Origin of the sequence: Methylobacterium sp. PvR107, from assembly GCF_017833295.1 — a bacterium.
Lineage (GTDB): Bacteria > Pseudomonadota > Alphaproteobacteria > Rhizobiales > Beijerinckiaceae > Methylobacterium.
Genome location: NZ_JAFIBW010000001.1, coordinates 3,051,357 through 3,073,205 on the forward strand (window position 1 = coordinate 3,051,357; position 21,849 = coordinate 3,073,205).

19 protein-coding genes and 2 pseudogenes are annotated in these 21,849 nt (G+C 72.6%); 8 read left to right on the top strand and 13 right to left on the bottom strand.

Going from position 1 to position 21,849, the window contains the following annotated elements; all coding sequences use genetic code 11:
* The first annotated feature begins 1 nt into the window (after nt 1).
* Complete coding sequence (locus JOE48_RS14435; RefSeq protein WP_312893213.1) at nt 2–1,189, top strand: transporter substrate-binding domain-containing protein; 1,188 nt, start codon at nt 2–4, stop codon at nt 1,187–1,189.
* Here the strand turns inward: JOE48_RS14435 and JOE48_RS14440 are convergent.
* The 7 genes from JOE48_RS14440 to JOE48_RS14470 form a co-directional block, all read right to left on the bottom strand.
* Nucleotides 1,141–2,553: an LLM class flavin-dependent oxidoreductase gene (locus JOE48_RS14440; RefSeq protein ID WP_210030776.1), complete on the bottom strand. Its 1,413-nt coding sequence runs from the start codon at nt 2,551–2,553 to the stop codon at nt 1,141–1,143. The two genes, JOE48_RS14435 and JOE48_RS14440, sit on opposite strands and share 49 nt — an antisense overlap.
* A complete protein-coding gene (locus JOE48_RS14445) occupies nt 2,553–3,797 on the bottom strand; it encodes an SfnB family sulfur acquisition oxidoreductase (RefSeq protein ID WP_210030786.1) in 1,245 nt (414 codons plus the stop codon). Before JOE48_RS14445 ends, JOE48_RS14440 begins: the two co-directional genes overlap by 1 nt.
* A gap of 26 nt (nt 3,798–3,823) precedes the next feature.
* Entirely contained in the window at nt 3,824–4,477 is a 654-nt protein-coding gene (locus JOE48_RS14450) for a methionine ABC transporter permease (RefSeq protein WP_210030787.1), read from the bottom strand.
* A gap of 136 nt (nt 4,478–4,613) precedes the next feature.
* The gene (locus JOE48_RS14455) at nt 4,614–5,771 is read right to left on the bottom strand and encodes a methionine ABC transporter ATP-binding protein (RefSeq protein ID WP_210030791.1); all 1,158 of its coding nucleotides are present in this window, start codon (nt 5,769–5,771) and stop codon (nt 4,614–4,616) included.
* Complete coding sequence (locus JOE48_RS14460) at nt 5,771–6,571, bottom strand: MetQ/NlpA family ABC transporter substrate-binding protein (protein WP_210030792.1); 801 nt, start codon at nt 6,569–6,571, stop codon at nt 5,771–5,773. The genes JOE48_RS14455 and JOE48_RS14460 overlap by 1 nt, the downstream gene beginning before the upstream one ends.
* Nucleotides 6,572–6,815: 244 nt before the next feature.
* Entirely contained in the window at nt 6,816–7,277 is a 462-nt protein-coding gene (locus tag JOE48_RS14465) for a YeeE/YedE family protein (RefSeq protein WP_210030795.1), read from the bottom strand.
* Entirely contained in the window at nt 7,274–7,780 is a 507-nt protein-coding gene (locus JOE48_RS14470; RefSeq protein WP_210030798.1) for a YeeE/YedE family protein, read from the bottom strand. Before JOE48_RS14470 ends, JOE48_RS14465 begins: the two co-directional genes overlap by 4 nt.
* A 61-nt stretch (nt 7,781–7,841) precedes the next feature.
* On the opposite strand from JOE48_RS14470, the gene JOE48_RS14475 reads away from it, so the two are divergent.
* From JOE48_RS14475 to JOE48_RS14500, 6 genes are all read left to right on the top strand, one after another.
* Nucleotides 7,842–8,162 carry a hypothetical protein gene (locus JOE48_RS14475; protein WP_210036137.1) on the top strand — a complete coding sequence of 107 codons (321 nt, stop codon included), beginning with the start codon at nt 7,842–7,844 and terminating at the stop codon, nt 8,160–8,162.
* A gap of 329 nt (nt 8,163–8,491) precedes the next feature.
* Nucleotides 8,492–9,715 (top strand): metallophosphoesterase family protein, encoded by a 1,224-nt coding sequence (locus JOE48_RS14480; protein WP_210030801.1) that lies wholly within the window; start codon nt 8,492–8,494, stop codon nt 9,713–9,715.
* A 52-nt stretch (nt 9,716–9,767) separates the two neighbouring features.
* On the top strand, nt 9,768–11,036 hold the full coding sequence (locus JOE48_RS14485; protein ID WP_210030802.1) for an arsenic transporter: 1,269 nt from the start codon (nt 9,768–9,770) through the stop codon (nt 11,034–11,036).
* A gap of 31 nt (nt 11,037–11,067) precedes the next feature.
* Entirely contained in the window at nt 11,068–12,003 is a 936-nt protein-coding gene (locus JOE48_RS14490; protein WP_210030804.1) for a DMT family transporter, read from the top strand.
* Nucleotides 12,004–12,015: 12 nt separating this feature from the next.
* A complete protein-coding gene (locus tag JOE48_RS14495; RefSeq protein WP_210030806.1) occupies nt 12,016–13,413 on the top strand; it encodes a TAXI family TRAP transporter solute-binding subunit in 1,398 nt (465 codons plus the stop codon).
* Between the two features lie 445 nt (nt 13,414–13,858).
* A complete protein-coding gene (locus tag JOE48_RS14500) occupies nt 13,859–14,122 on the top strand; it encodes a hypothetical protein (RefSeq protein WP_312893214.1) in 264 nt (87 codons plus the stop codon).
* 43 nt (nt 14,123–14,165) lie between these two features.
* On the opposite strand, the pseudogene JOE48_RS14505 reads toward JOE48_RS14500, so the two are convergent.
* The 6 genes and pseudogenes from JOE48_RS14505 to JOE48_RS14530 all read right to left on the bottom strand — a co-directional run bounded on the left by JOE48_RS14505 (nt 14,166) and on the right by JOE48_RS14530 (nt 21,022).
* Nucleotides 14,166–14,458 (bottom strand): annotated as a pseudogene (locus tag JOE48_RS14505) (cytochrome c).
* A 77-nt stretch (nt 14,459–14,535) separates the two neighbouring features.
* Nucleotides 14,536–15,368: pseudogene (locus JOE48_RS14510) on the bottom strand (molybdopterin-dependent oxidoreductase); the annotation flags it as partial.
* A 97-nt stretch (nt 15,369–15,465) separates the two neighbouring features.
* Nucleotides 15,466–16,407 carry an NAD(P)-dependent oxidoreductase gene (locus tag JOE48_RS14515; RefSeq protein ID WP_210030807.1) on the bottom strand — a complete coding sequence of 314 codons (942 nt, stop codon included), beginning with the start codon at nt 16,405–16,407 and terminating at the stop codon, nt 15,466–15,468.
* An 81-nt stretch (nt 16,408–16,488) separates the two neighbouring features.
* Nucleotides 16,489–18,939, bottom strand: a complete 2,451-nt coding sequence (locus tag JOE48_RS14520) for a putative bifunctional diguanylate cyclase/phosphodiesterase (RefSeq protein WP_210030809.1) — start codon at nt 18,937–18,939, stop codon at nt 16,489–16,491.
* Entirely contained in the window at nt 18,929–20,326 is a 1,398-nt protein-coding gene (locus tag JOE48_RS14525) for a cytochrome P450 (protein WP_210030817.1), read from the bottom strand. The genes JOE48_RS14520 and JOE48_RS14525 overlap by 11 nt, the downstream gene beginning before the upstream one ends.
* Before the next feature lie 435 nt (nt 20,327–20,761).
* Entirely contained in the window at nt 20,762–21,022 is a 261-nt protein-coding gene (locus JOE48_RS14530; RefSeq protein ID WP_210030819.1) for a hypothetical protein, read from the bottom strand.
* A 249-nt stretch (nt 21,023–21,271) separates the two neighbouring features.
* On the opposite strand from JOE48_RS14530, the gene JOE48_RS14535 reads away from it, so the two are divergent.
* Complete coding sequence (locus JOE48_RS14535) at nt 21,272–21,592, top strand: hypothetical protein (protein WP_210030822.1); 321 nt, start codon at nt 21,272–21,274, stop codon at nt 21,590–21,592.
* Nucleotides 21,593–21,849: the final 257 nt, after the last annotated feature.

Genomic DNA, 21,849 nt, shown 5'->3' on the forward strand with positions numbered 1-21,849 from the left:
CGTGCGGACCGCTCACCGGTCGATTCCCGCATGCCTGCTGGCCCTGCGGCTGGCCCTGTGCCTGACCGCCGCGGCCATGCCGCTCGAGGCGCGCCCCTGCCGGGCCGAGCCCCGGGGGGAGACGCCTCAGAAGGCGCCCCTCGCCCTGCGCACCGAAAGCCCCGAGGCGTGGCGGGTGGCGACCCATCCGGTCCCGCCGCTGGTCATGGACGAGGGCGGCCGGCTGCGCGGGTTCAGCATCGACCTCTGGAACGCGATCGCCAAGGATCTGGGGGTCCGGACGGAGTACCGGCGCGTCGACAACCTGCCCGCGCTGTTCGACGCCCTGTCGGCGGGCGGGGCGGACGCGGCCATCGCGGCCGTCTCGATCACCGCGGAGCGCGAGCAGCGGTTCGACTTCTCGGTGACCATGCTGGAGACCGGGCTGCGGATCGCCGTCCGGGCGGCACCGGATTCCATGGGATCGGCCACGGTGCGGGCCCTCTGGGCGCTCCTGGGCGACGGCGCCTTCCTCCAGGTCGTCCTGGGGATCGGCGCGCTCATCCTCGCGGTGGCCGCCCTGGTCTGGTGGCTGGAGCGGCGCCATCCGGCGGGCATGGTGGCGCAGGCGCCGCCCGGGCGCGGCTTCGCCTACACGCTGTGGTGGGCCCTGAGCAGCCTCGGCGCACAGGCGGAGGAGATGCCCCGCAGTCCCGCGGCGCGGGCGATCACCGTCCTCTGGCTGTTCGCCTGCATCGCCCTCGTGGCGTGGTTCACGGCCGGCCTGACCAGCACCGCGACGGTGGAGCGCCTGCGCGGCGCCATCAACGGTCCGCAGGACCTGCCGGGCAAGCGGGTGGGCACCGTCGCCCACACCACGTCGGTCACCTATCTGGCGGACCATTTCGCCACGCCGGTGGCTTTCGCGAGCCTGGAGGAGGCCTGCGCGGCGCTGGAGGCCGGCACCGTCGCCGCAGTGGTCTACGATGCCCCGGCGCTCGCCTACTACGCGACGCAGGCCGACCACGCGCCGCTGCGCCTGATCGGGCCGGCCTTCAACCGGCAGGCCTACGGCATCCTGTTCGCGGCCAACGACCCGCGCCGCAAGCGCGTGAACCGGGCCCTCCTCGCCCTGCGGGAGGATGGCCGCTACGACGAGATCTACGGCCGGTGGTTCGGCTCCGAGAGCGGCGAGGCGCAGTCCCGCTGAACCGTCCCGGGACGGAAGGCGTCCGCGGCGTGGCGCGCGGGCAGCCGGTCGCCCGCGCCGAACAGCTTCGCCCGCAGCGAGCCCTCGGCATAGGCGGTCTTGTAGAGGCCGCGGTCCTGCAGCTCCGGGATGACGATGTCGATGAAATCCGAGAAGCTTTCCGGCACGACGATCCGGCTGAGGTTGAAGCCGTCGACCTCGCCCGCCTCGCTCCAGGCCTGGAGCGCGTCGGCGATCGTCACGGCGTCACCGGTGAGCACCGCGTAGCGGCTGCCGAGCTGCAGCTCGGCGAGGAGGTCGCGCTTGGTCAGGCCGCGCTTGGCCGTCGCCGCGGTGGCCGACTGGATGGCGTTGCCCGGCGCGTAGGGGATCGGCTCGTCGAGGCCGTAGCGGGCGAAGTCGATCCCCGTGGAGGCGGAGAAATGCGCCAGCCCCGCCTCCGGGCTCGCGTAGGACAGGTATTCAGCCCGCTTCGCCTCGGCCTCAGCCCGGGTCCGTCCGGGGATCACCGCCAAGCCGACGAACACCTTCACGTCGTCGGGATTCCGGCCGGCGGCGACCGCCTCGGCCCGGATGGCGCGGACGGATTCGCGGGCGGCGGCCGGGTCGCGGGCCGAGATGAACACGCATTCGGCGTGGCGCCCCGCGAAGGCCCGGCCCCGGCCCGAGGCGCCGGCCTGGTAGAGGACCGGTGTCCGCTGGGGCGACGGCTCCGACAGGTGGTAGCCCTCGACCGCGAAGAACTCGCCCCGGTGGGCGACCTTGCGGATATGGGCGGGATCGCTGAACACCCGGGCCGTCCGGTCGCGGCGCACGGCCGCGTCGTCCCAGCTGCCCTCCCAGAGCCTGTAGAGCACCTCCAGATATTCGTCGGCATAGTCGTAGCGCCGATCATGCGCCGGCAACGTGCCGCCGCTCTGGCCGCGATGGGCGCTGTCGAGATAGCCGGTGACGATGTTCCAGCCGATCCGGCCGCCCGTCAGGTGGTCGAGGGTCGAGAGGCGCCGGGCGAAGGTGTAGGGCGCCTCCTGATGGACGTTGATCGTCACCCCGAAGCCGAGATGCTCGGTCACCGCCGCCATGGCGGAGATCATCACGGTCGGGTCGTTGACCGGGAGCTGCACGGCCTCCCGGGCGGTGACGTCGATGCCGCCGCCGTAGATGTCGTAGACGCCGATGATGTCGGCGATGAACAGGCCGTCGAACAGGCCGCGCTCCAAGAGCTTCGCCTGCGCGGTCCAGTAGGACAGCGTGTTGTACTCCGACGAGCGGTCGCGCGGGTGGGTCCAGAGCCCGTGGTTGATGTGGCCCACGCAGGTCATGTTGAAGGCGTTCAACAGGATCTGCTTTTTCACATGGGCCATCAGAGCGCTCCGTGCCGGGGCGGATGCCGGCCGTCGAGGTGGTAGGCGCCGATCCAGTGATACTTCCAGCGCACCGGATCGTGCAGGGTATGGACCCGTGCGTCGCGCCAGAACCGGCCGAGATTGTAGGCCTCGCGGGTCGCCGAGGCCCCGGCGAGCTCGAGGAGCCGCTCGGAGGCTTCCAGGGCCGCCTCGGTGGTGAGGATCTTGGCCTGCGCCACCGCCACGGAGGCCTCGGCCGAGCCCTGCGCGGTGACGGGCGCGGCGGCGATCCGGTCCAGCGTCCGGCCGGCCCGGGCCAGAACCTCCTCGGCGGCGTGCAGGTCGACCGTGAGCCGCCCGATCTCGCCGAGGATGTGGGGATCCTCCGCGACGGTGTCGGCGGTGAACGGATAGGGCCGCGTCCGCGTGCGCAGGAATGCGAGGGCGGCGTCGAGGGCGCCCCGGGCGAGGCCGGCATCGATCGCCGCCTGGATCAACTGCGAGACCGGACCGAACAGGCCCGGCCGGTCGGCCAGGGGCGCGAGGTCCAGGGTGAGATCCGCCTCGACGGGCGTGTCCTCGAACACCACCGTGCCGCTCGCCGTGGTGCGCTGGCCGAAGCCCTGCCAATCGTCCACGACCCGCACCCCGGGGGCGTCCCGGCGGACGAAGACCACGAGGGGCCGGCCGGCGGGATCGACCGCGCGGGTCGGGATCCAGTGGGCGAAGAGCGCGCCCGTCGAGTAGAAGCGCGTGCCGGTCAGGCGCGGGCCCTCCGGCCCGGCGGTCAGGCGCGTCTCCACATGGGTGATCGCCTTGCCATTGCGGGCGGGGCCGGCATTGCCGATCCGGTGGCCGGCGAGCACATCGCGAAAGATCCGCGCCTGCTGGTCGGGACTCGCGGCGAAGGCGACCAGGGCCAGCACGCCGAACTGGTTCTGGGGGATCTGCGCCGCCGAGCCGTCGGCCTCGGCGAGGATCGCGAACACCTCGGCGAGCGTCGCGTACGAGACCTCCGCCCCGCCATGGGCCCGCGGCACCGTGATGCCGCCGAGGCCGCTCTCGGTGAAGGCCGCGATCTCCGCCCAGGGCAGGCGCCGGTCGCGGTCGCGCTCGGCGGCTCCCGCGGCGAAGACCCGGGCCACCGCGCGGGCGGCCGCGAGCGCCTCGGCGTCGGAGCGGATCCGGTGCGGGGGCGAAGGCGGCGGCGGAAGCCGGTCCACCGCGGCTTCGGGGGCGGGATCGTCCAGATGCAGAATCATGGCCGGAGCGCCTCGAACCGGGTCCGTCAGCGGGCGCGGAGGCGCCGCACCGCGGTGTCGCCCACGCGCTGCACGAGGCAGACGAGGGCGATCAGGATCGCGATCACGACGCTCATCACGGTGGTGTCGAAGCGCTGGTAGCCGTACCGGATGGCGACGTCGCCGAGCCCGCCCGCGCCCACCGCGCCGGCCATCGCGGAGGCGCCGATCATCGACACCACCGTGATGGTGAAGCCGCCCACGATCCCCGGCAGTGCCTCGGGCAGGAGCACGTGGGCGAGGATGTGCCGGCGCCGGCAGCCGAGGGATTGCGCCGCCTCGATCAGGCCGGCATCCACCTCGCGCAGCGAGACCTCGGCGATCCGGGCGAAGAACGGGGTGGCGCTCACCGAGAGCGGCACGATCGCCGCCCAGACGCCGATCGTGGTGCCGGCCACCAGCCGGGTGAACGGGATCAGCGCCACCAGCAGCACGATGAACGGCACCGCCCGGAAGCCGTTGACCAGGGTCCCGACCACCCGGTTGGCCCGCGGCGCCGGGAAGATGCCCTCGGGGCCTGAGGTGACGAGGAACAGCGCCAGCGGGATGCCGGCCAGCACCGCGATCCCGGCCGAGACCCCGACCATGAACAGCGTGTCCAGGAAGGCCTGCCAGAGGCGGTCGATCATCTGCGGGGTCATGGCGAGGCTCCAGGTTGGGGGTTGGGTGGCGCGTGCGCGGCGGATCGCCCGCCTCGGTCGTGCGCCGTCGGGTCCGGGCTCGCCTGCGGCGCCCCGGAATGACGGTGCATCGCGGGCTTCGGGGTTCGATGGCCGCTCACCCCAGCTCCGCGCCCGCCGTGAGGTAGCCGAGCCGCTCGACGCCCCCGCCCAGCGCCCGCAGCCGTCCCTCCACGCCCGGATCCTCGCTCGCGACGGCGACCAGGATCCGGCCGACCGCATGACCCTGGATCCGCTCGATGCCGGCCTGGAGGAGCCGCACCGGCGCCCCTGCGGCGGTCGCCAGGGCGGCGAGATCGGGCGCGCCCTGCCCGGAATAGGTGACCTGCAGGATCGCCGCCCCGCCGGGTGCCGGGTGCGGCTGCAGCCGGGCCGCGAGGTCCGCCGGCAGGCCGCGGGTCAGGGGTTCGAGCAGCGCGCGGGTGGTGGGGTGCGCGGGCGCCCCGAAGACGCGCCAGACCGGCCCGGTCTCGACCACCCGGCCCGCCTCCAGCACCACCACGTCGCTGCAGATCTCCCGGATCACGCTCATCTCGTGGGTGATCAGGATGATGGTGATCCCCAGCCGCCGGTTGATGTCGCGCAGCAGGTCCAGGATCGCCAGCGTCGTCTCCGGATCCAGGGCGGAGGTCGCCTCGTCGCAGAGCAGGATCTCGGGGTTGCTTACCAGCGCCCGGGCGATGCCGACCCGCTGCTTCTGGCCGCCGGAGAGCCGCGACGGGTGGGTGTCGGCCTTGTCTTCCAGCCCGACGAGGCGCAGCGCCTCCGCGACCCGGCGGCCGATCTCGACCTTGGGGATGCCTGCCACGTTCAGCGGCAGCGCCACGTTCTGTCGGACCGTCTTGGCCGCCAGCAGGTTGAAGTGCTGGAAGATCATGCCGATGCGGCGGCGCAGGGCCACGAGCCCGTCCGTATCGAGGGCGTCGATCGGCGCGCCGTCGACCAGCACCCGGCCGGAACTCGGGGCCTCCAGCCGGTTGACGGTGCGCAGGAGGCTCGACTTGCCCGCCCCCGAGCGGCCGATGATGCCGAAGATCGCCCCGGCGGGGATGTCGAGGTCGACGCCGTCGAGGGCCCGGACCGGGCCGGCGGCGGACGGATAGGTCTTGGAGACCGCCGCGAACCGCACCGTGCCGGCGGCCCGGCCAGGCGGCGGCGTCACGCTTGCGGGAGCTAGGGCGGCGCTCGGGTTCCGCGGCCCGAGCGCGACCCGGCCGGCCGGGCCGCGCAGGCTGTCGAAGACAAGGCCGGCCATCAGTTCTGCCACGCCAGCAGGTAGAGCTTGTCGCTGTTGGCGAAGGACTTCCGGATCTGCTGCTTCACGGCCTCCGAGCTCTGGAACAGCTTGACGAACTTGGCGACGGCCGGGTCGTCCTTGCGGGACGCCTTGGTGACGAAGCTGACGGCGAAGAGCTTGTCCTCGATGCCGGAATAGATCAGGCCGCTGGTCGGGTCGAAGCTGCCGGACGCCACGATGAAATGCGGGTAGCCCTGCGCGAGGTCGACGTCGCGGGTGATCCGCACGAGTTGCGGCCCCTCGACCTCGGTGAATTTGAGCTTCTTCGGGTTCTCGGTGATGTCGTCGAGGGTGCCGAGGAAGCCGACCCCGTCCTTCAGCTTGATCAGCCCGGCCTTCTGGAGGAGCAGCAGGGCGCGGCCCTGGTTCACCGGATCGTTGGCGATCGCCACCGACCCGCCCACCGGAATCGCGTCGAAGCTCTTATGCTTCAGGGAGTACAGGCCGATGTTCTGCAGGATCCCGAGGCCGACGATCGCGAACTGGTAGCCCTTCTGCTTCGCGGCGTTCTCCATGAAGGGCCGGTGCTGGAAGAAGTTCACGTCGACATCGCCGGCGTCCAGCGCGACGTTCGGCGTCGTCCAGTCGCTGAACTCGATGACCTGAACGTCGAGACCCTCGGCCTTGGCCTCCCGGGCCGCCACGTTGGCAGCGTCGCTGTAGGCACCGGGGACGGTGCCGATCTTCAGGGTCTCGGCCCGGGCGGAGGCTGCGCCGAGGGCGAGCCCCAGGGCGGCGAGGACAGGCAGGAACTTCATCGGGCGTGACTCTGGGCTCGTGACGGGGCGCGGGTCCCGCTTCGACCGGACGGCGTCGATCCCGCAGGCGGGCGCGTGCGGGGATCGTTCCTCAAGTCTATGGGGGCCGGTGCGCCCGGCTGATCTTCAGAGCCGAGGTTTAGATCACGAGCGTCGGGGCCGACATTCCAAAGATAGCGATCGAACGGAATGTTTAATCTCTGGTCGGCCTGTATCGGAAATCGGAATGCTTCCGGCGTCCGGCTCAGGCCGGGGCGCGTCCGTGCGGCGCATTCCTGCGCGCTACGACCCGGCGTCCGAGATCGTGGAGTGCCATCCCGGCGAGCATGGCGGCGACGAAGACGAGGACCGGGCGCGCGCCCGTGGAGAGCGCCGCAACGGCCGGACCGGGGCAGAAGCCCGAGAGTCCCCAGCCGATCCCGAACAGGGCCGCGCCGGCGACGAGCGGCGCGTCGATCCGGCGCTTGGACGGCCAGTCGAATTGGGACGCGAGCACCGGCCGGGCGCGCCGCCGGCTCAAAAGGTAGCCGAGCCCCGAGACCGTGACGGCACCGCCGAGGACGAAGACGAGGCTCGGGTCCCAGGCACCCGCCACGTCGAGGAAACCGCGCACGCGCGCCGGGTCGAGCATCCCCGAGAGCGCGAGGCCGAGGCCGAAGATCAGCCCGGACGCCAGGGCCGTCAGGATGCGCAGGGCCGCGCTCACGCCAGCCCCCGGACGGCCGCGACCGTCAGCATGCCCGTGGCGAGGAACACCAGCACCACCACGATCGAGCGCGGAGACAGGCGCGCGAGGCCGCACACGCCGTGGCCGGAGGTGCAGCCGGACCCCAGCCGCGTGCCGAAGCCGACCAGCAGGCCGGCCAGCGCCAGGACCGGCAGACCGGCCGCGATGCGCATCTGCGGCCAGTGGCCGGCGAGCAGAGCGAAGAGCGGCGGCCCGAGGACGAGGCCGAGCAGGAACGCAGCGTCGGTCCAGCGGCGCCGGCCCGGGCGGCCAAGGCCGGCCACGAGCCCGCTGATCCCCGCGATCCGGCCGTTCAGCAGGAGCAGCAGCGCGGCCGACAGGCCGATCAGCAGGCCGCCCGCCAAGGCGGGGAAATAGGTGCCCATCGAACGTCCTCGGATCGCGACACGCGGGATAGCGACTGACGCGGCCGCGGCGGCGGCCGGATGCGACGTGGTAGCGCTCCAGAAACGCCGGAACAAGCCTTGCCCGATTGTTTTGGACCTGCAATTATTCAGCTATCGCAATGGCTTAGTGAAGATCATGCTCTTCCGCGAGCACTCCGCGAACGAAACCTTCTCCTCGTCCCTGGAGATCGGGGAAGAGCTTCCCCGAGACGACAGGGCGCCCGCGCGGCCGACCCGCGACGCTTGGGAGCGACCTGCCCTGGGCGTGGTGCAGGGCGACGAGGTCATGTTCGAGCGGCTCGACCTCGCCGAGATCCTGGGGATCTGGCGCCACGCCCGCGGCCGGGTCGTGGGCATCCATCGCCAGGGCGGCGACGCCGCCACCGTGGATGTGAAGTTCGAGGGCCACGAGACCCTGGAGCGCTACCTTCCGGACCTGTTCCGCCGCGTGCACTGAAGCGCCGCCGGAAGTCTCCGGCCGCCCGCGGCAAGATCCGTCCAAGCGCAGCCCAAGATCCCGCGATCTGTCGCGCGAGACGACAGAGAGTGTCTGCTTTCCCGACACTTCCCACCGCTGACGCTCCGACGCGGTGCCGATCACGAAAAGTTAGGCCCGTCGGCCCGCCGGCCTCCCCCGCAGGCCGGAACTCGGCCCTCTCCGAAACGTCGGGCCCGTCGCGACGACCGCGGCCGATCCCCGGCCGGGGCGGACGCGTCTGTCCCAGGGGGCGCGATGGCTGAGGGGAACCGCAGAGCGGGCGGGCGGCGTGCACGTGCGGGCGCGCCATGACGGCCCGTCACGGCGTCTTCGCCTTCGCGCATGTCGGCGACCTCCACCTGGCGGGTGCCGATGACCGCCACGTCGCCGACCTGCGGGCGATCCTCGCGGAGGTGGCGGGCCTGCACGGCCGGGGCCTGCTCGACTTCGCCTATCTCCCCGGCGACCTCGCCGAGGATGGCCGGTCGGAGCAGTACGCGCTCCTGCGCACGGCCCTCGATGCGCACCCGGACCTGCCGGTGCGCCTGATCGCCGGCGACCACGACCGCCAGCACGGCACGATGACGGATTTCGACGCCCTGTTCGCGGCGATCGCCGGGAGCCGCCGCGGCGGCGGCCACGCGGCGCGCCGCCACGACCTGCCGCGCCCGCGCGATCCGGCACCCGTCACCCAATCCTACTACGCCGAGACCATCGCGGGCGTGCGCTGCCTGTTCCTCGACATGATCAGCGCCGGCTATGGCGAGAAGGGGTTCGGCCTCGATTTCCGGCTCGGCCCCCGCCAGCTCGCATGGCTCGCAGACGAGCTCGCGCAGGCCGACCGGCAGGGCCTGCCCGGCGCGGTCTTCACCCACACCTATCCGGACGACCTCTGCGTGCCCGACGAGCGGGAGACCCTCTGCGGCTTGATCCGCCACCACGGCGTGCGCCTCGTGGAGATGGGCCACACCCACTACAACGAGCTCGCCCCGGATGGCCGCACCCTCTACGCGGCGGCCCGCTCGGTCGGCCAGAACGAGGACGGCTCGGTGGGCTACGCGGTCGCGGCGATCGACGGGCCGGTCACGAGCTGGCGCTTCAAGCCCCTCGACCGGGCGCTGCCCTTCGTGATGATCACGAGCCCGGCCGACCGGCGCCTCGCCACCGCCCCCCTCGACGACCCCGACGGCACGATCACCGTGCGCGCCCTCGTGCTGTCGGAGCGGCCGCAGGACGCGTGGCGCTGCCATCTGCGCGTCGATGGCGGCCCGGCCCACCCGATGGTGCCGGACGGGCCGCGCACGGTCCACGCCCGCATCCCCTGGCGGGAGGGCGCGCACCGCCTCGCCGTCACGGTAACGGACGGCGCCGGCCCTTCCGATACCGAGGTGATCGAGCCCGTGAGCCGGAGCTTCGTGCCGCCGCCCCCGCATGAGCGCCCCGGCAGCGATGCGCTCCGCCTGTCCGCATGGCCCGAGAAGGGGCTGCGCGGCGACCAGCTGGGGCCGAACCGCAACGGCCGGGACTGGTAGACGCTCTACACTCTCCCGCACCAACCAACCCGACAGAGGACGACCGGACACGATGGGCGCGCTGACGCTGACCCCCAACATCGCCACCTGGGCCATCGCCGCGCTCGCGACGCTCGGCGTCATCATGCGGCCGTTCTCCTGGCCGGAGGCGATCTGGGCCGTGCTCGGCGCCGGGGCGCTCGTCGCCCTCGGGCTGCTCGCCCCCGCCACCGCCTGGGACGGCGTGCTGAAGGGGACCGACGTCTACCTGTTCCTCGTCGGCATGATGCTGATGTCGGAAGTCGCCCGGAAGGAGGGCCTGTTCGACTGGCTCGCTGGAATCGCGGTGCGCGCCGCCAAGGGCTCGGCCACCCGGCTGTTCACCCTCGTGTACCTGGTCGGCACCGTCGTCACGGTGTTCCTGTCGAACGACGCCTGCGCGGTGGTGCTGACGCCCGCCGTCTACGCGGCCACCAAGGCCGCCAAGGTCGAGAACCCCCTCCCCTACCTGTTCATCTGCGCCTTCATCGCCAACGCGGCGAGCTTCGTCCTGCCGATCTCGAACCCGGCCAACCTCGTGGTCTTCGCCGACCACATGCCGCCGCTGGTGCGCTGGCTCGGCCTGTTCGCCCTGCCCTCACTGCTCGCCATCGTGACGACCTACGCGGTGCTGCGCCTGACCCAGGCCAAGTCCCTGCGCGGCCAGAGCGTGGCCACCGACGTCGAGGCGCAGCCGCTCTCCCGCACCGGCCTCGTGGCGGGCTTGGGCATCGTGGCGACCGGCGGCGTGCTGATCGGGGCGTCCGCGCTCGGCCTCGACCTCGGCCTGCCGACCTTCGTGGCCGGGCTCGCCACCACGATCGTCGTGCTGCTGCTCAAGCGCGGCGGCCTCGTCGCGGTCGCCAAGGACGTGTCGTGGAGCGTGCTGCCGCTGGTGGCCGGCCTGTTCGTCCTGGTGGAGGCCTTGGAGAAGACCGGCGTGCTCGCCATGCTGGCGGACCTCCTCAAGGGCTACGCCCACGCCGCCCCGACGGAGACGGCCTGGGGCGCGGGCGCCCTGATCGCGGTGCTGTGCAACCTCGTCAACAACCTGCCGGCCGGCCTGATCGCGGGCGCCGCCGTCCATGCCGCTGCCGTGCCCGAGAAGGTCGCGGGCGCGATCCTGATCGGTGTCGATCTCGGCCCGAACCTCTCGGTGACGGGCTCGCTCGCCACGATCCTCTGGCTCACCGCCATCCGCCGCGAGGGCCAGGATGTCGGCGCCTGGACCTTCCTCAAGCTCGGCCTGCTGGTGATGCCGCCGGCCCTCGCGCTGGCGCTCGCCGGCCTGCTCCTCGTCTGAACCCCTTCCCGAGAACCCAAGGTCCGCGCGCGTGACGGCTGCCCTCCTCTATCCCTTCATCCTGATGGCGGGCGCGCTGCAGGCGATCGGCAACGCCATGAACGCGCAGCTGCGCGGCCGCATGGTCAATCCGTGGCTCGCCGCGACGGTGTCGTTCCTGCCGATCGTCTTCGTGTTTACAACGCTGTTCTTCACGATGCCGACGCCGCTGCCGAGCCTCGACTCCTTGGGCAAGATGCCCTGGTACGCGCCCCTCGGGGGCCTCGCCGGCGCGGTGGCGGTGTTCGGCGGCCTCGCCTTCATCGACAAGGTCGGCGCCGGGCCGTTCAACGGTCTGACGCTCACCGCCAACATCCTCACCTCGCTGGCGATGGACGCGCTCGGCCTGTTCGGCCTGCAGGCCGCGGGCTTCAAGCCGATGCCGTGGCTCGGCGGCCTGCTGATGGCAGTGGGCGTGATCTTCATCGCGCGCTCGGGGGGCAAGAGCGAGGGCGGCGAGGGGCACGGCGAGGGGCACGGGATGTCCGGCAAGCTGCTCTACCCGTTCATCCTCGTGGCCGGCGCCCTGATGGCGATCGGCGTGGTCTGGAACGCGCAGCTCCGCGGGGCCCTTGAGAATCCCTGGCTCGCCGCCACGGTGTCGTTCGTGCCGGTCGTGTTCGTGTTCGCGCTCGTGTTCCTGCTGCGGCCGACGCCGCTGCCGAGCCGGGAGGATCTCGCCGGCGTCCGCTGGTGGATGCCGCTCGCCGGGATCACCGGGGCGGTGGCGGTCTTCGCCGGGCTGCTCTTCGTCGACAAGGTCGGGGCCGGGGCGTTCAACGGCCTGCTGATCACCGCGAACCTCCTGACCTCGGTGGCGCTCGATCATTTCGGCTGGTTCGGCATGAGGCAGGTCAAGGCCGGCCCGCCGCGCCTGATCGGCGCCGCCCTGATGGTCGGCGGCATCGTGCTGATCTCGCTGTTCTGAGGACCCGGGGGGATGGCGACCCTGCCCGCCTGGCTGCTGCGCCGGGAAATCCTGCTCCTGGCGGGCGCGGCCCTCCTGGGCGCGGGCGGAGTCGCGGCCTGGATCCTGCTCCAGGCGACGGTCCTGACCATCGCGGTCGCCCCCCGCGACGGGACCGAGCCCGGCCTGATCAAGGCCTACGCGGACGCGCTCGAGGCCGCCCACGAGAATGTCCGGCTGAGGATCCTGTCCTTCGACGACGTGCGCGAGAGCGCCGCCGCCCTGCAGGACGGGCGCGCCGACCTCGCGGTGGTCCGGCCCGACGTGCTGCTGCCGACGAACGGCCTGACCCTGGCGATTTTGCGCGACCAGGCGATGGTCATCGCCTCGCCCGAGCAGGCCGGGATCACCAGCTTCCCGAAGCTCGCCGGCAAGCGGCTCGGCATCGCGGCGCACCGGGACGCCGATCTCTGGCTGCTCCGGAATCTCCTCGGCTATTACGGCCTCGCTCTGGAGGAGGCCGCCGGCCCGGTCCGGGACTCGACGGTCCTGCTGGTCCCGGTCGACCAGGAGGCGGTGGCCGGCGCCTTCCGCGAGAGGCGGATCGACGCCTTCGTCAGCATCATCGCGCCCTCGGCGCCGAAGGCGCTCGCCCTGGTCTCGGCCGTGCAGGGCGTCGCCCGCGGCGGCAAGGTCGCGTTCGTCGCCGTGGAGGATGACGGGGCGGTGATCGAGCGCTTCCCCCGGCTCCAGGCGGTCACCGTCCCGGGCGGCCTGTTCGGCGGCCGCCCGAAGCTGCCGGCCGACGACGTGAAGACGGTGGGCGCCTCGTACCGGCTGATGGCCCGGGCTTCCCTGAGCCGCGTCGTGGCGGCCGACGTGACCCAGCAGCTCTTCGAGAAGCGCAGCGCCGCCGCGCGGGCGACGGACGCCGCCGAGTACGTCCAGGCCCCGGCCTACGACACGACCGTGGCGGCCACCAGCGCCCGCATCCCGATCCATCCGGGGGCGATCGACTATTACGAGCGCGACCAGCACGGCTTCATCGAGCGCTACGGCGACACGCTCTACCTCCTCGGCGCGCTGGCGGGCGGCCTCGTCTCGGTGCTGGCCTGGATCCGGCAGCGCCTCGCCAGCCTGCGCCGCGAGCGGATCGACGAGATCATGGACCGGCTGCTGGAGATCGCCGGGCAGGCCCGGGCGCTGCGCGACCCGGCGGCGATCGAGGCGCTCAACACCGAGGTCGACGCGCTGGCCATGGACGTGGTGCGCTACGCCCGCGAGCGGGAGCCGGACACCCGGACCATGTCGGCGGCGTCCGTCGCGATCGACACGGCCCGGGCGACCATCGCGGATTGCCGGGCGCGGGCGGCCGAGGACGGGGCGCGGACCGGGCGGCCCGTCCGGCTGCACGGCGCGGGCGGGGCCTGACAGGTCCGTCCCAGCGCCGGTGCCCGACACTGTGCCCGCATCGGACCGGAGCGAGGCCGCGGCGGACGCCGCCTCCGTCCGGGCACGCGTGGGGGCGCGAATGCAGCGATCCCTGCGCTCGCGCACCGTGGCGTGGATGACGGTCGGCTTCGCCACGATCCTGGTTTCGGAGGCCGCGCGGCGTGCCGCCGGGGCGCCGGGGCGCCGGTGGAGGCGTGGCGCGAGGTCAGCCGCGAGCCCCTGCGGGGGCGCCGCGAGCGCATGGCCTATCACACGCCCGCCGGCCCCGGACCGGCCGGATCCGGCCCCGGCCGGGAAGACGGTATCGCGTTCCCGGCGGTCGAACGGGCGCTCTGAGAAGAACCTGCCTGTCGCTGAGACCGAACGGAGAACAAGCATCTCCGCGCGCAGCGAAATACGAAAGACGCGTCCATTGCGGAGAGGGGTGCCGAGCGCGACATTCGGGATCATGCGCAGCGTCTCTGAAATCCAATCGCCGGCCTTCGATCCGTTCGGCGAGCCCGTCGCCGACGGCGTCGCGCGCGTCTGCCCGTCCACCACGGCTGGCGATCGTACGGCGCGGCGCGTCGGCGGTGCGGTGTTCTGGACGCTGGCGCTGGCGATCCTCGCCGGTCGCGTCTACGCCTACAATCTTCCGGCCGTGCAGTCCGTCGCGGCCCACGCGGTGCAGATGCTCGCGCTGCGCTGACGCGGCGCGCTGCGGTATCCGGCCGACGCCTCGGTTCGGCCTCTCAGGACGTCCCAGCCAAGCCGGCCGCGATCGCGCCGGCATCGGCCTGCTTGCTCGGGGCGTGATAGGCCTTGATCATCTTGGCCACCTCCGCATCCCAGAACGCTTTGCCGCGGCCGGGCGGCTGCGTGGCGATGTAATCCACCGAGTGGCAGGCCTGGCAATTGGCCTGCGCGGCCTCGTAGCCCGCGCGGAGGCCGCTCTCCTGCGGCGGCCGCAAATGCGCGGTCGGGTCAGGAACGGCGTCGCTCCGCGGTGCGGCCCAGGCCGCGCCGGCGGTCAGGCCCCGATCATCGCGCCGAGCGTAAGCGCACGCAGCTCGTCTGTCCTCCGGTTCGCCGTCATGCCGCCTGCACCCGGGTGTTCTCGAGACCGGGCTCCGTGCCGGCGCAGGCATTGTCGGGGATGCGGTGGGCGGTCTTGATGAAGAAGCCCTCGAAGGGCTTGTCCAGCACCGTGACCGTGTCGAGGTGCTGGACCCAGCAGGTCCCGTAATAGCCCGGCACCATCAGGCGGAGCGGGTAGCCGTTGGGCCAGGGGAGGTCCTCCCCGTTCATGCCTCAGGCGAGCAGCACCTGATCATCGCCGGCCTGGTCGAGGTTGAGCGCCGTGGCGAAGTCCGGCGTTTCGGGCAGGACCGGCCCGTCGAGACCGTCGAAGGCGACCTGCAGGGCGCCGGCCTTCACGCCGGCCCTGTCGAGCACGCTCTTGCGCGGCACGCCGGTCCACCGGGCGCAGCCCTTGGCGCCGTTGGCGAGCTGGCCGCCGGCCATGCGTGGCTCGAAGAAGCCGCGGGAATTGCCCGAGCACCGGTTGACCGCGACGATCTCGGTCCGGACCGGCAGCGCCTTCAGCTCCGCCAGCGGCAGCGCGACGGGTCGTTCCACATGGCCGCCCACGTTCGCCGGAACGCCTCGGGATCGATCTCCAGGGGGATGTCGGCGCGGTGGTAGCGGACGAAGAAGGCGTCGTTGGGCGTGATCGCACCCTCGTCGAAGACCGCGAACGGCATCTCAAGCTGGGGCGGGCGGGCGGTCATCTGCAGCAGCGGCCGCTTGCCCGGATAGGCGACGAGCGGGCGCTCGGCGTTGCCGAAGGGCCGATGCGCATCCTCGCCGGCCCAGGCGGGCCGCAGGCCGCTCCCCGCCGCCAGGGCGCCGAGCGCGGCGCTCCGCAGGAAGGCCCGTCGTGCCGGATCGGTCATCGGCTGCTCCCTGCCGGCCCGCCCCGAAATCCTCGGTCCCGCGGTGTGGGCTGCGTTGGATAGCCCGCGGCGGGCCAAAGGCGCAGATCCCGCGCGTTCAGCCCTGCGTGAGATGCCGGCGCACCGCCGCGGCGATCACGGCCGAGACCCGGACGTTCGATTCCTGCGTCACCCCGGCGATGTGGGGCGTGAGGATCAGGTTCGGCACGCCCGCGAACGGGGCGCCGGCCGCGGCGTCGAGGGGCTCGCGGTCGAACACGTCGAGGGCCGCGCCGCCGAGATGTCCCGACCGCAGGGCCGCCGCCACCGCGGCCTCGTCGACGACGCCGCCGCGCGCCGCGTTGATCAGCACGGCGCCCGCGGGCATCCGCGCGAGGGCGGCCGAGTCGATCAGGCCGCGGGTTTCCGCGGTGAGCGGGACGTGCAGGGAGAGCACGTCGCTCTCCGCGATCAGGGTGGCGAGGTCCCGCCGCTGCACGGGACCGTAGGCGGGCGTCCAGGCCGGATCCGCGTCCGCGACGAACGGGTCATGGGCCGCGATCTTCATGCCGAGGGCGGCGGCGCGGCGGGCGGTCTCCCGGGCGATCGATCCGAAGCCCACGAGCCCGAGGCGCTTGCCGGCGATCTCGCGCCCCATCAGGGCATTGCGCGGCCACGCACCCGCCGCGACCGCCGCGCTCGCCCCGTAGGCTCCGCGCAGGAGCAGCATCGCGGTGGCGACCACGTATTCGGCGACCGCCCCGTCATTGGCGCCCGTCGCCGGACAGACCGCGATGCCCCGCGCCGCGCAGGCCGCGACGTCGATGTTGTCGAGACCGACCCCGAGCCTTCCGACCACCCGGAGACGCGCCGCGGCGGCGAGGAGCGGGCCGCGCACCGGCGTCCGGTTGCGCACGATCAGCGCGTCGGCGTCGCCCAGCATCGCCGCGAGGGCGTCGGGCCGGTCGACGAGACCGGGATCGTACAGGGTGTCGAAGCCCGCGAGATCCGCGGCGATCGCCGCCTCGTCCATGAACTCGCTGATGACGACCTTGGGCATGCGGCGCTCGGTTCCTGGGGTTCGCGTGGCCGCACCCCGCTACAGGGGTTTGCGGCCCCGTGGAACAGGGCCGGCCGCGTCTTAGGCCACCGCGCGCACGGCCTGCTCCGCCTGCAGGGCCACCCGGGGAATGCGCTCCACCAGGCCCGGCACCTCGCCGGGCGGACGGGCCGGGCTGTACAGGAAGCCCTGCGCGGAGTTGCAGCGCCGCGACCGGAGAAGCGCCGCCTGCTGCTCCGTCTCGACGCCCTCCACCGTGACGTCGATGTGCAGGTCGCGGGCGATGACCATGATCGCCTCGATCACCGTCAGGCATTCAGGACGGCTGCTCAGGTCGCGGACGAAGGCCCGGTCGATCTTGATCTTGTCGACCGGAAACTGCGTCAGGTAGCTCAGCGACGAGTAGCCCGTCCCGAAATCGTCGAGGGCGATCCGCACGCCGAGTGCCCGCAGCGCGCGGAGGTTGTCGAGGACGTGCGGCGTGTTGGCGAGGAAGATCGATTCCGTGATCTCGATCTCAAGGCGCTCCGGTGCGAGGCCGGTCTCGGTCAGCACGGCCTCGACGTCGGCGAAGAAGTCGGGCAGCCGGAAATGGATCGACGAGATGTTGACGGCCACGCACATCTGCGCCGGCCAGGTCAGCGCCTCGGCGCAGGCCAGCCGCAGCGCCCAGCGCCCGATCGTGATGACGAAGCCCGTGCTCTCGGCAATCGGGATCATCTCGGCGGGCGAGACGGCGCCGTGGCCGGGGCGCGTCCAGCGCAGCAGCGCTTCGCACCCGACCACCTGCCCGTCCTGCAGGCTCACCAGCGGCTGGTAGTGCAGTTCCATCTCGCCGTTCTCGAGACCCGCCCGCATCGCCTCGTCGAGCTCGCGCCAGCGCTGGACGCGGCGCTCCAGGTTCCGGTCGAAGCGCTTCCAGCGGCCCTTGCCGGCGTCCTTGGCGCTGTAGAGTGCGAGGTCGGCCTTCCGGAGCAGGTCCGCGGGGTCGGCGGCATCCCCGGGCGCGCTCGCGATCCCGATGCTGACTCCGATCTCGGCCCGGACGCCGTCGATCGAGTAGGGCGCGCACAGGGCGCGGATGGCGGCCTCGGCCAGGGCCTCCGCGGCCGCGGGGTCCCGGCCGCGGTGCAGGATCGCGAACTCGTCGCCGCCGAGACGGAACGCCTGGGCGTCGGCCGGGAGCAGGACGCGCAGGCGCTCACCGACCTGGCACAGCAGGGCGTCGCCCGTGGTGTGGCCCGCGCTGTCGTTGACGGTCTTGAAGCCGTCGAGGTCGAGGTAGAGCAGGCTGACCGGCGCGCCCTGCGCCTTCGAGACGGCCGCCGCGCAGGCCTCGGAGGCGACCTCGTGGAACACGACCCGGTTGGACAGGCCGGTCAGCGCGTCCCGGGTCGCCAGATAGGCGATATGCGCCTCCGCCTCCCGGCTCTGCGTGACGTCCGAGCCGACGCCCCGGAAGCCCGCGAAGCTCCCGCGCTGATCGAGGAACGGCTTGCCGCTCAACTGGAGCCAGCGCTGGCCGGCCGGCGTGCGGAAGGCGATGAGGTGCTCGTGGAAGGCACGGCCCTGCCGGAGGTGATCGCGGAGTTCGGCGCTGTGGTCGGCCTCGGGGGGCGCCTCGCCTCTGCCGGAGAGCAGGGCCTCGAACGCGCCGTGCTGAAGCAAAGCGACCGGGCAGCCGAGCACCTCCGCCATCCGGGTGGAGACGTGCTGGAAATGCCCGGTCGCGTCCGTCTCCCAGAGCCAGTCGCTCGCGCCCGCCTCGAACTCGTTGAGCAGCAGGCCGATCGTCTCGCTCTGCTCCTCGACCCGCACCCGGTCGAGGATGCGCTGGCGCGACAGGCGGCTCATGCGGCTCACGCTCACCACCACGAAGATCGCGTAGACGACGAGCAGGAAGCCGATGCTGAGCGCGACCGGCTCCCCGCACCGCGCCAGCCCGACGAAGCTGCCGAGGATGACCGGGATCGCGAACAGGTACGAGACCGACAGGAGCGGGCCGACCACGTAGGCGTCCGAGATCAGGCCCGCCACGGTGGCGACGATGATCAGCCGCTGGTCGCCGTCGGCCGGAGCGAACAGCACCACCGGCATGGTCGCCCAGGCCAGGCCCAGGGCGAGGGCCAGCCCGCCGGAGATCCGGCAGCCCCAACGGACCCCGGCCGGCGAGACGGCGCTGGCGTAGGTGCGCAGGTAGCGCCACGTCAGATAGGTCGCCGCGACGATCACCACGGCAACCCAGGCGAGCAGGCCGAGGAGGTAGGCCTGCGGCGCCGAGGTCCAGAAGAAGTAGGCGACGGCGGCCGCGATGATCAGGTGCGTGACGGCCGAGTAGGTGGCGAGCTTCAGCGTCTCCTCGAGGAGGCCGGCGCGGACCTGCAGCCGGTAGCGTCTCGGCAGGGCCGCGACGGCGTCGAGGCGGCGGACGCGGTCGATCAGGGATCCGGCCGCATTGCCCGGCGCGGCCGGTCCGGCCGCCTGTGAGGTTTCGGCCGACCGCTTTGGCCCGGGCGCGCGTTCAATGGACATGGCGCGGCACGACCCTCATCCGCAGGCCGCCCTCGGGCCTCAGCGTTACGCGGAACTGGGCCCGCGGCATCTCGGCCGCCTCGGGCACGAAGCGGAAGGCGGGGAGCAGCGTCGCCAGGATGACGAGGCATTCCGTCAGGGCGAGGCTCATGCCGATGCACACCCGCGGGCCGGCCCCGAACGGCAGGTAGGCGTAGCGGTCGCGCGCCGCGGCCCGGTCGGGCGCGAAGCGGTCCGGATCGAACAGCGCCGGCCTGTCCCAGAGCAGCGCGTGCCGGTGCAGGGCGTAGACGGGGACGTGGATCGACTGCCCGGCCGGCACCGTCGTGTCTCCGAGCCGGACGGGAGCCTTCGCCCGCCGCACGATCAGCGGGGCCGGCGGATACAGGCGCATCACCTCGAGGAGGACCTGGCGGGTGTAGGGGAGCCGGTCCGCGGCTCCGGGATCGGCGGCCAGGTCCGCGTCACGGGCCGCCATCTCGGCAAGGACGCGCCGCTCGACCTCCGGGTGCTCGGCCAGGACCCGGAACGTCCAGGCCAGCGCCAGGGCCGTGGTCTCGTGGCCGGCGGCGACGAAGGTCAGGAGGTTGTCGATGAGGCTCGCGTCGGTGAGGGGTTGGCCGGTCTCCGGATCCCGTGCCTCCAGCAGGAGGCCGAGAAGGTCGGCCCCGGGCTCGGCCCGGGCGCGGCGGCGCGCGATCGTCCGGCCGACCTCGGCGCGCAGGTAGCGGGCCGCCGCTGCCCCTGCCCGCGCGCCAGGATGCGGGGTCCAGGCCGGTGCATGCAGCATCTCAAGGGCGATCTTCCAGCTGGTCTGGCCGAGATACGCGTCCATCGCGCGGCCGAACGGCTCAACCTCCAGCCGATCGTCGCCCGACACCATCGTGGCGACGATCACGTCGAAGGTGGTGCGCATCATCTCGCGCAGGATGTCCCGGGTCCCATCGGGGGGAATCTCGGTATGCCAGCGCGTCCGGGTCGCCCCGGCCGCCCGGGCCATGGCCGGCACGAAGCTGTGCACGCGATCCGGTCGGAACATCGGGACCGCGGTCCTGCGCTGCCCCCGCCAGTGTGGACCGTCCGCGGTGAGGACGCCGGCCCCGAGCGCCGGCGCGAGGGCGCGCAGCATGAACGGCTCGCGCTCCAGGGCGTCGGCCTGATCGACCATCAGGCTGCGGATCTGGCCGGGGCTGCACACGTAGGTGGTCCGCCGCCCGAGGAAGCGGGTGGTCACCAGCGGCTGCGTGTAGATCTGCTGCGGCCACGCCTCGATCAGGCTGCGCAGCATCGTGGCGAGCACCGACGGCAGAAGCCTCACCTCGGCCAGGACCTCCCCGAGCGGGGTCTGGCCCGGCTCGCAGACCCTGAACCTTCCGACAGCTGGCATGCCCACATCCCCTCGGGATCAGAAACGGGCGCCAGCGTTAAATTTGTGCCCCGGGCCCGATCAGCATCCGGACCCAGGTTCCCCGAACGGGCCGAGAATTCGTCACCGTGCTTACCGATCACTTGCGCACTGGCGCGCGGATCGGAAGGTCAGGAAACGGCACCGCCGCGCCGCATCTGAGCACGGTACGCGACCGACTGAGGCACGTCCGCGATCGACTGCAGACCCGGCGCATCATCTGAAGCGATACAGTTCCGCATCTGCGCCGTCGGTCGGATCCTCTCCAGGATGGTTCCGTGGTGGAGCCGAGCCTATCGCCGGGCACGCGGGTGTTGCCTCGGGAGGCGACCGGCGAACCAGTCCGGCCTCGGGACGGCGGCGCCTCGTTCGGACCAGCGGTTGAGCCGCCGCACCCGGTGCGCCCGCCGCCGGAGCTCAGTCCACCCCGCAGGCCAGAAGATCGCGTCTGTGCCGCTCGGCCTCCTCCCGCGCCTCCTCCTGCCAGCTATCCTCGGGAGGGGTGACCTTGACCCTGTCCGGCCGCTCGCCCGGCAGAAGCAGGCTGCGCGGGTCGACGGTCAGCGAACCCGTCGTCTCGGGATCCTGGCCGCACTCCTGGCCCGGCCGATCGGCCTGCGCGAAGGCGGGCCCCGCACACACGGTCGCGGCCAACGTGAAGGCGATGAGCTTGTTCATGATCGGTGTCTCGGCATCCTGACGCGACGGACCGGTCACCGTCGGAGGGAGCGGCGGGTGCGGGCCGACCGCCTTACCGGGAAGTTCGGGCGAAGGCTTCGCCGCAGCTATGGGCGCGGAGCATGCGCCCCCCGACGCGGTCGCGCTTGACCGCGCCTCCCCGTCGGGCGGGGTCGCCCACCGCGGGCGGGGAACGCGCGTCGACGGGCGGGAATGGACAGGCTGGAACGGCCTCGCTAGCCTTCCGTAATGGCTGACAGCATTCTGGAGATCACCGGTCGCGTCGGGAGCACCGTGCGCGCCGTCTCGACATCCGCCGGCATCGGCCTGCGGTCGCGAACCCATGGCGCAGGCGTGGCCGTCGACCTCGCGCCGGAAGCGGCCCTCGAACTCGGCGAGTGGCTGGTGGCGCAGGCGCGGGCACAGGGTGTCGCCCGCCCGGAGGCCGGCAGCCAAGAGGCGGCCGCCGCGCGGAGCGCCGCATCGCCCGAAGGGGCAGCCCGCGGACCGACGCCGACCGGGCGCGACCGCCGTCCGCGGACCGGCCGGAAGATGCCGGCCGCGCGATAGGTCCCGCTGAGCACGTTCCCGGGGTCGCCGATGCGCGGGGCCGGGCGTGGCGGCTGAACGCCGGAGGGCCTCGCGGGCCCGTGCGGAGCGGCGTTGTGGCAGCGCTGCGACAGGGCCCGGCTACCGCCTGTGGATGACGGTACCTGCCCCTGAATGATCAAGGTTTGGGCGCGAGGCTGATCAGATCATCCGCGATCCGATGGCCATGCTCGCTCTCCATCACGCTTTCGTCCGCCGGCACCGCGAAGAGGTTGCCG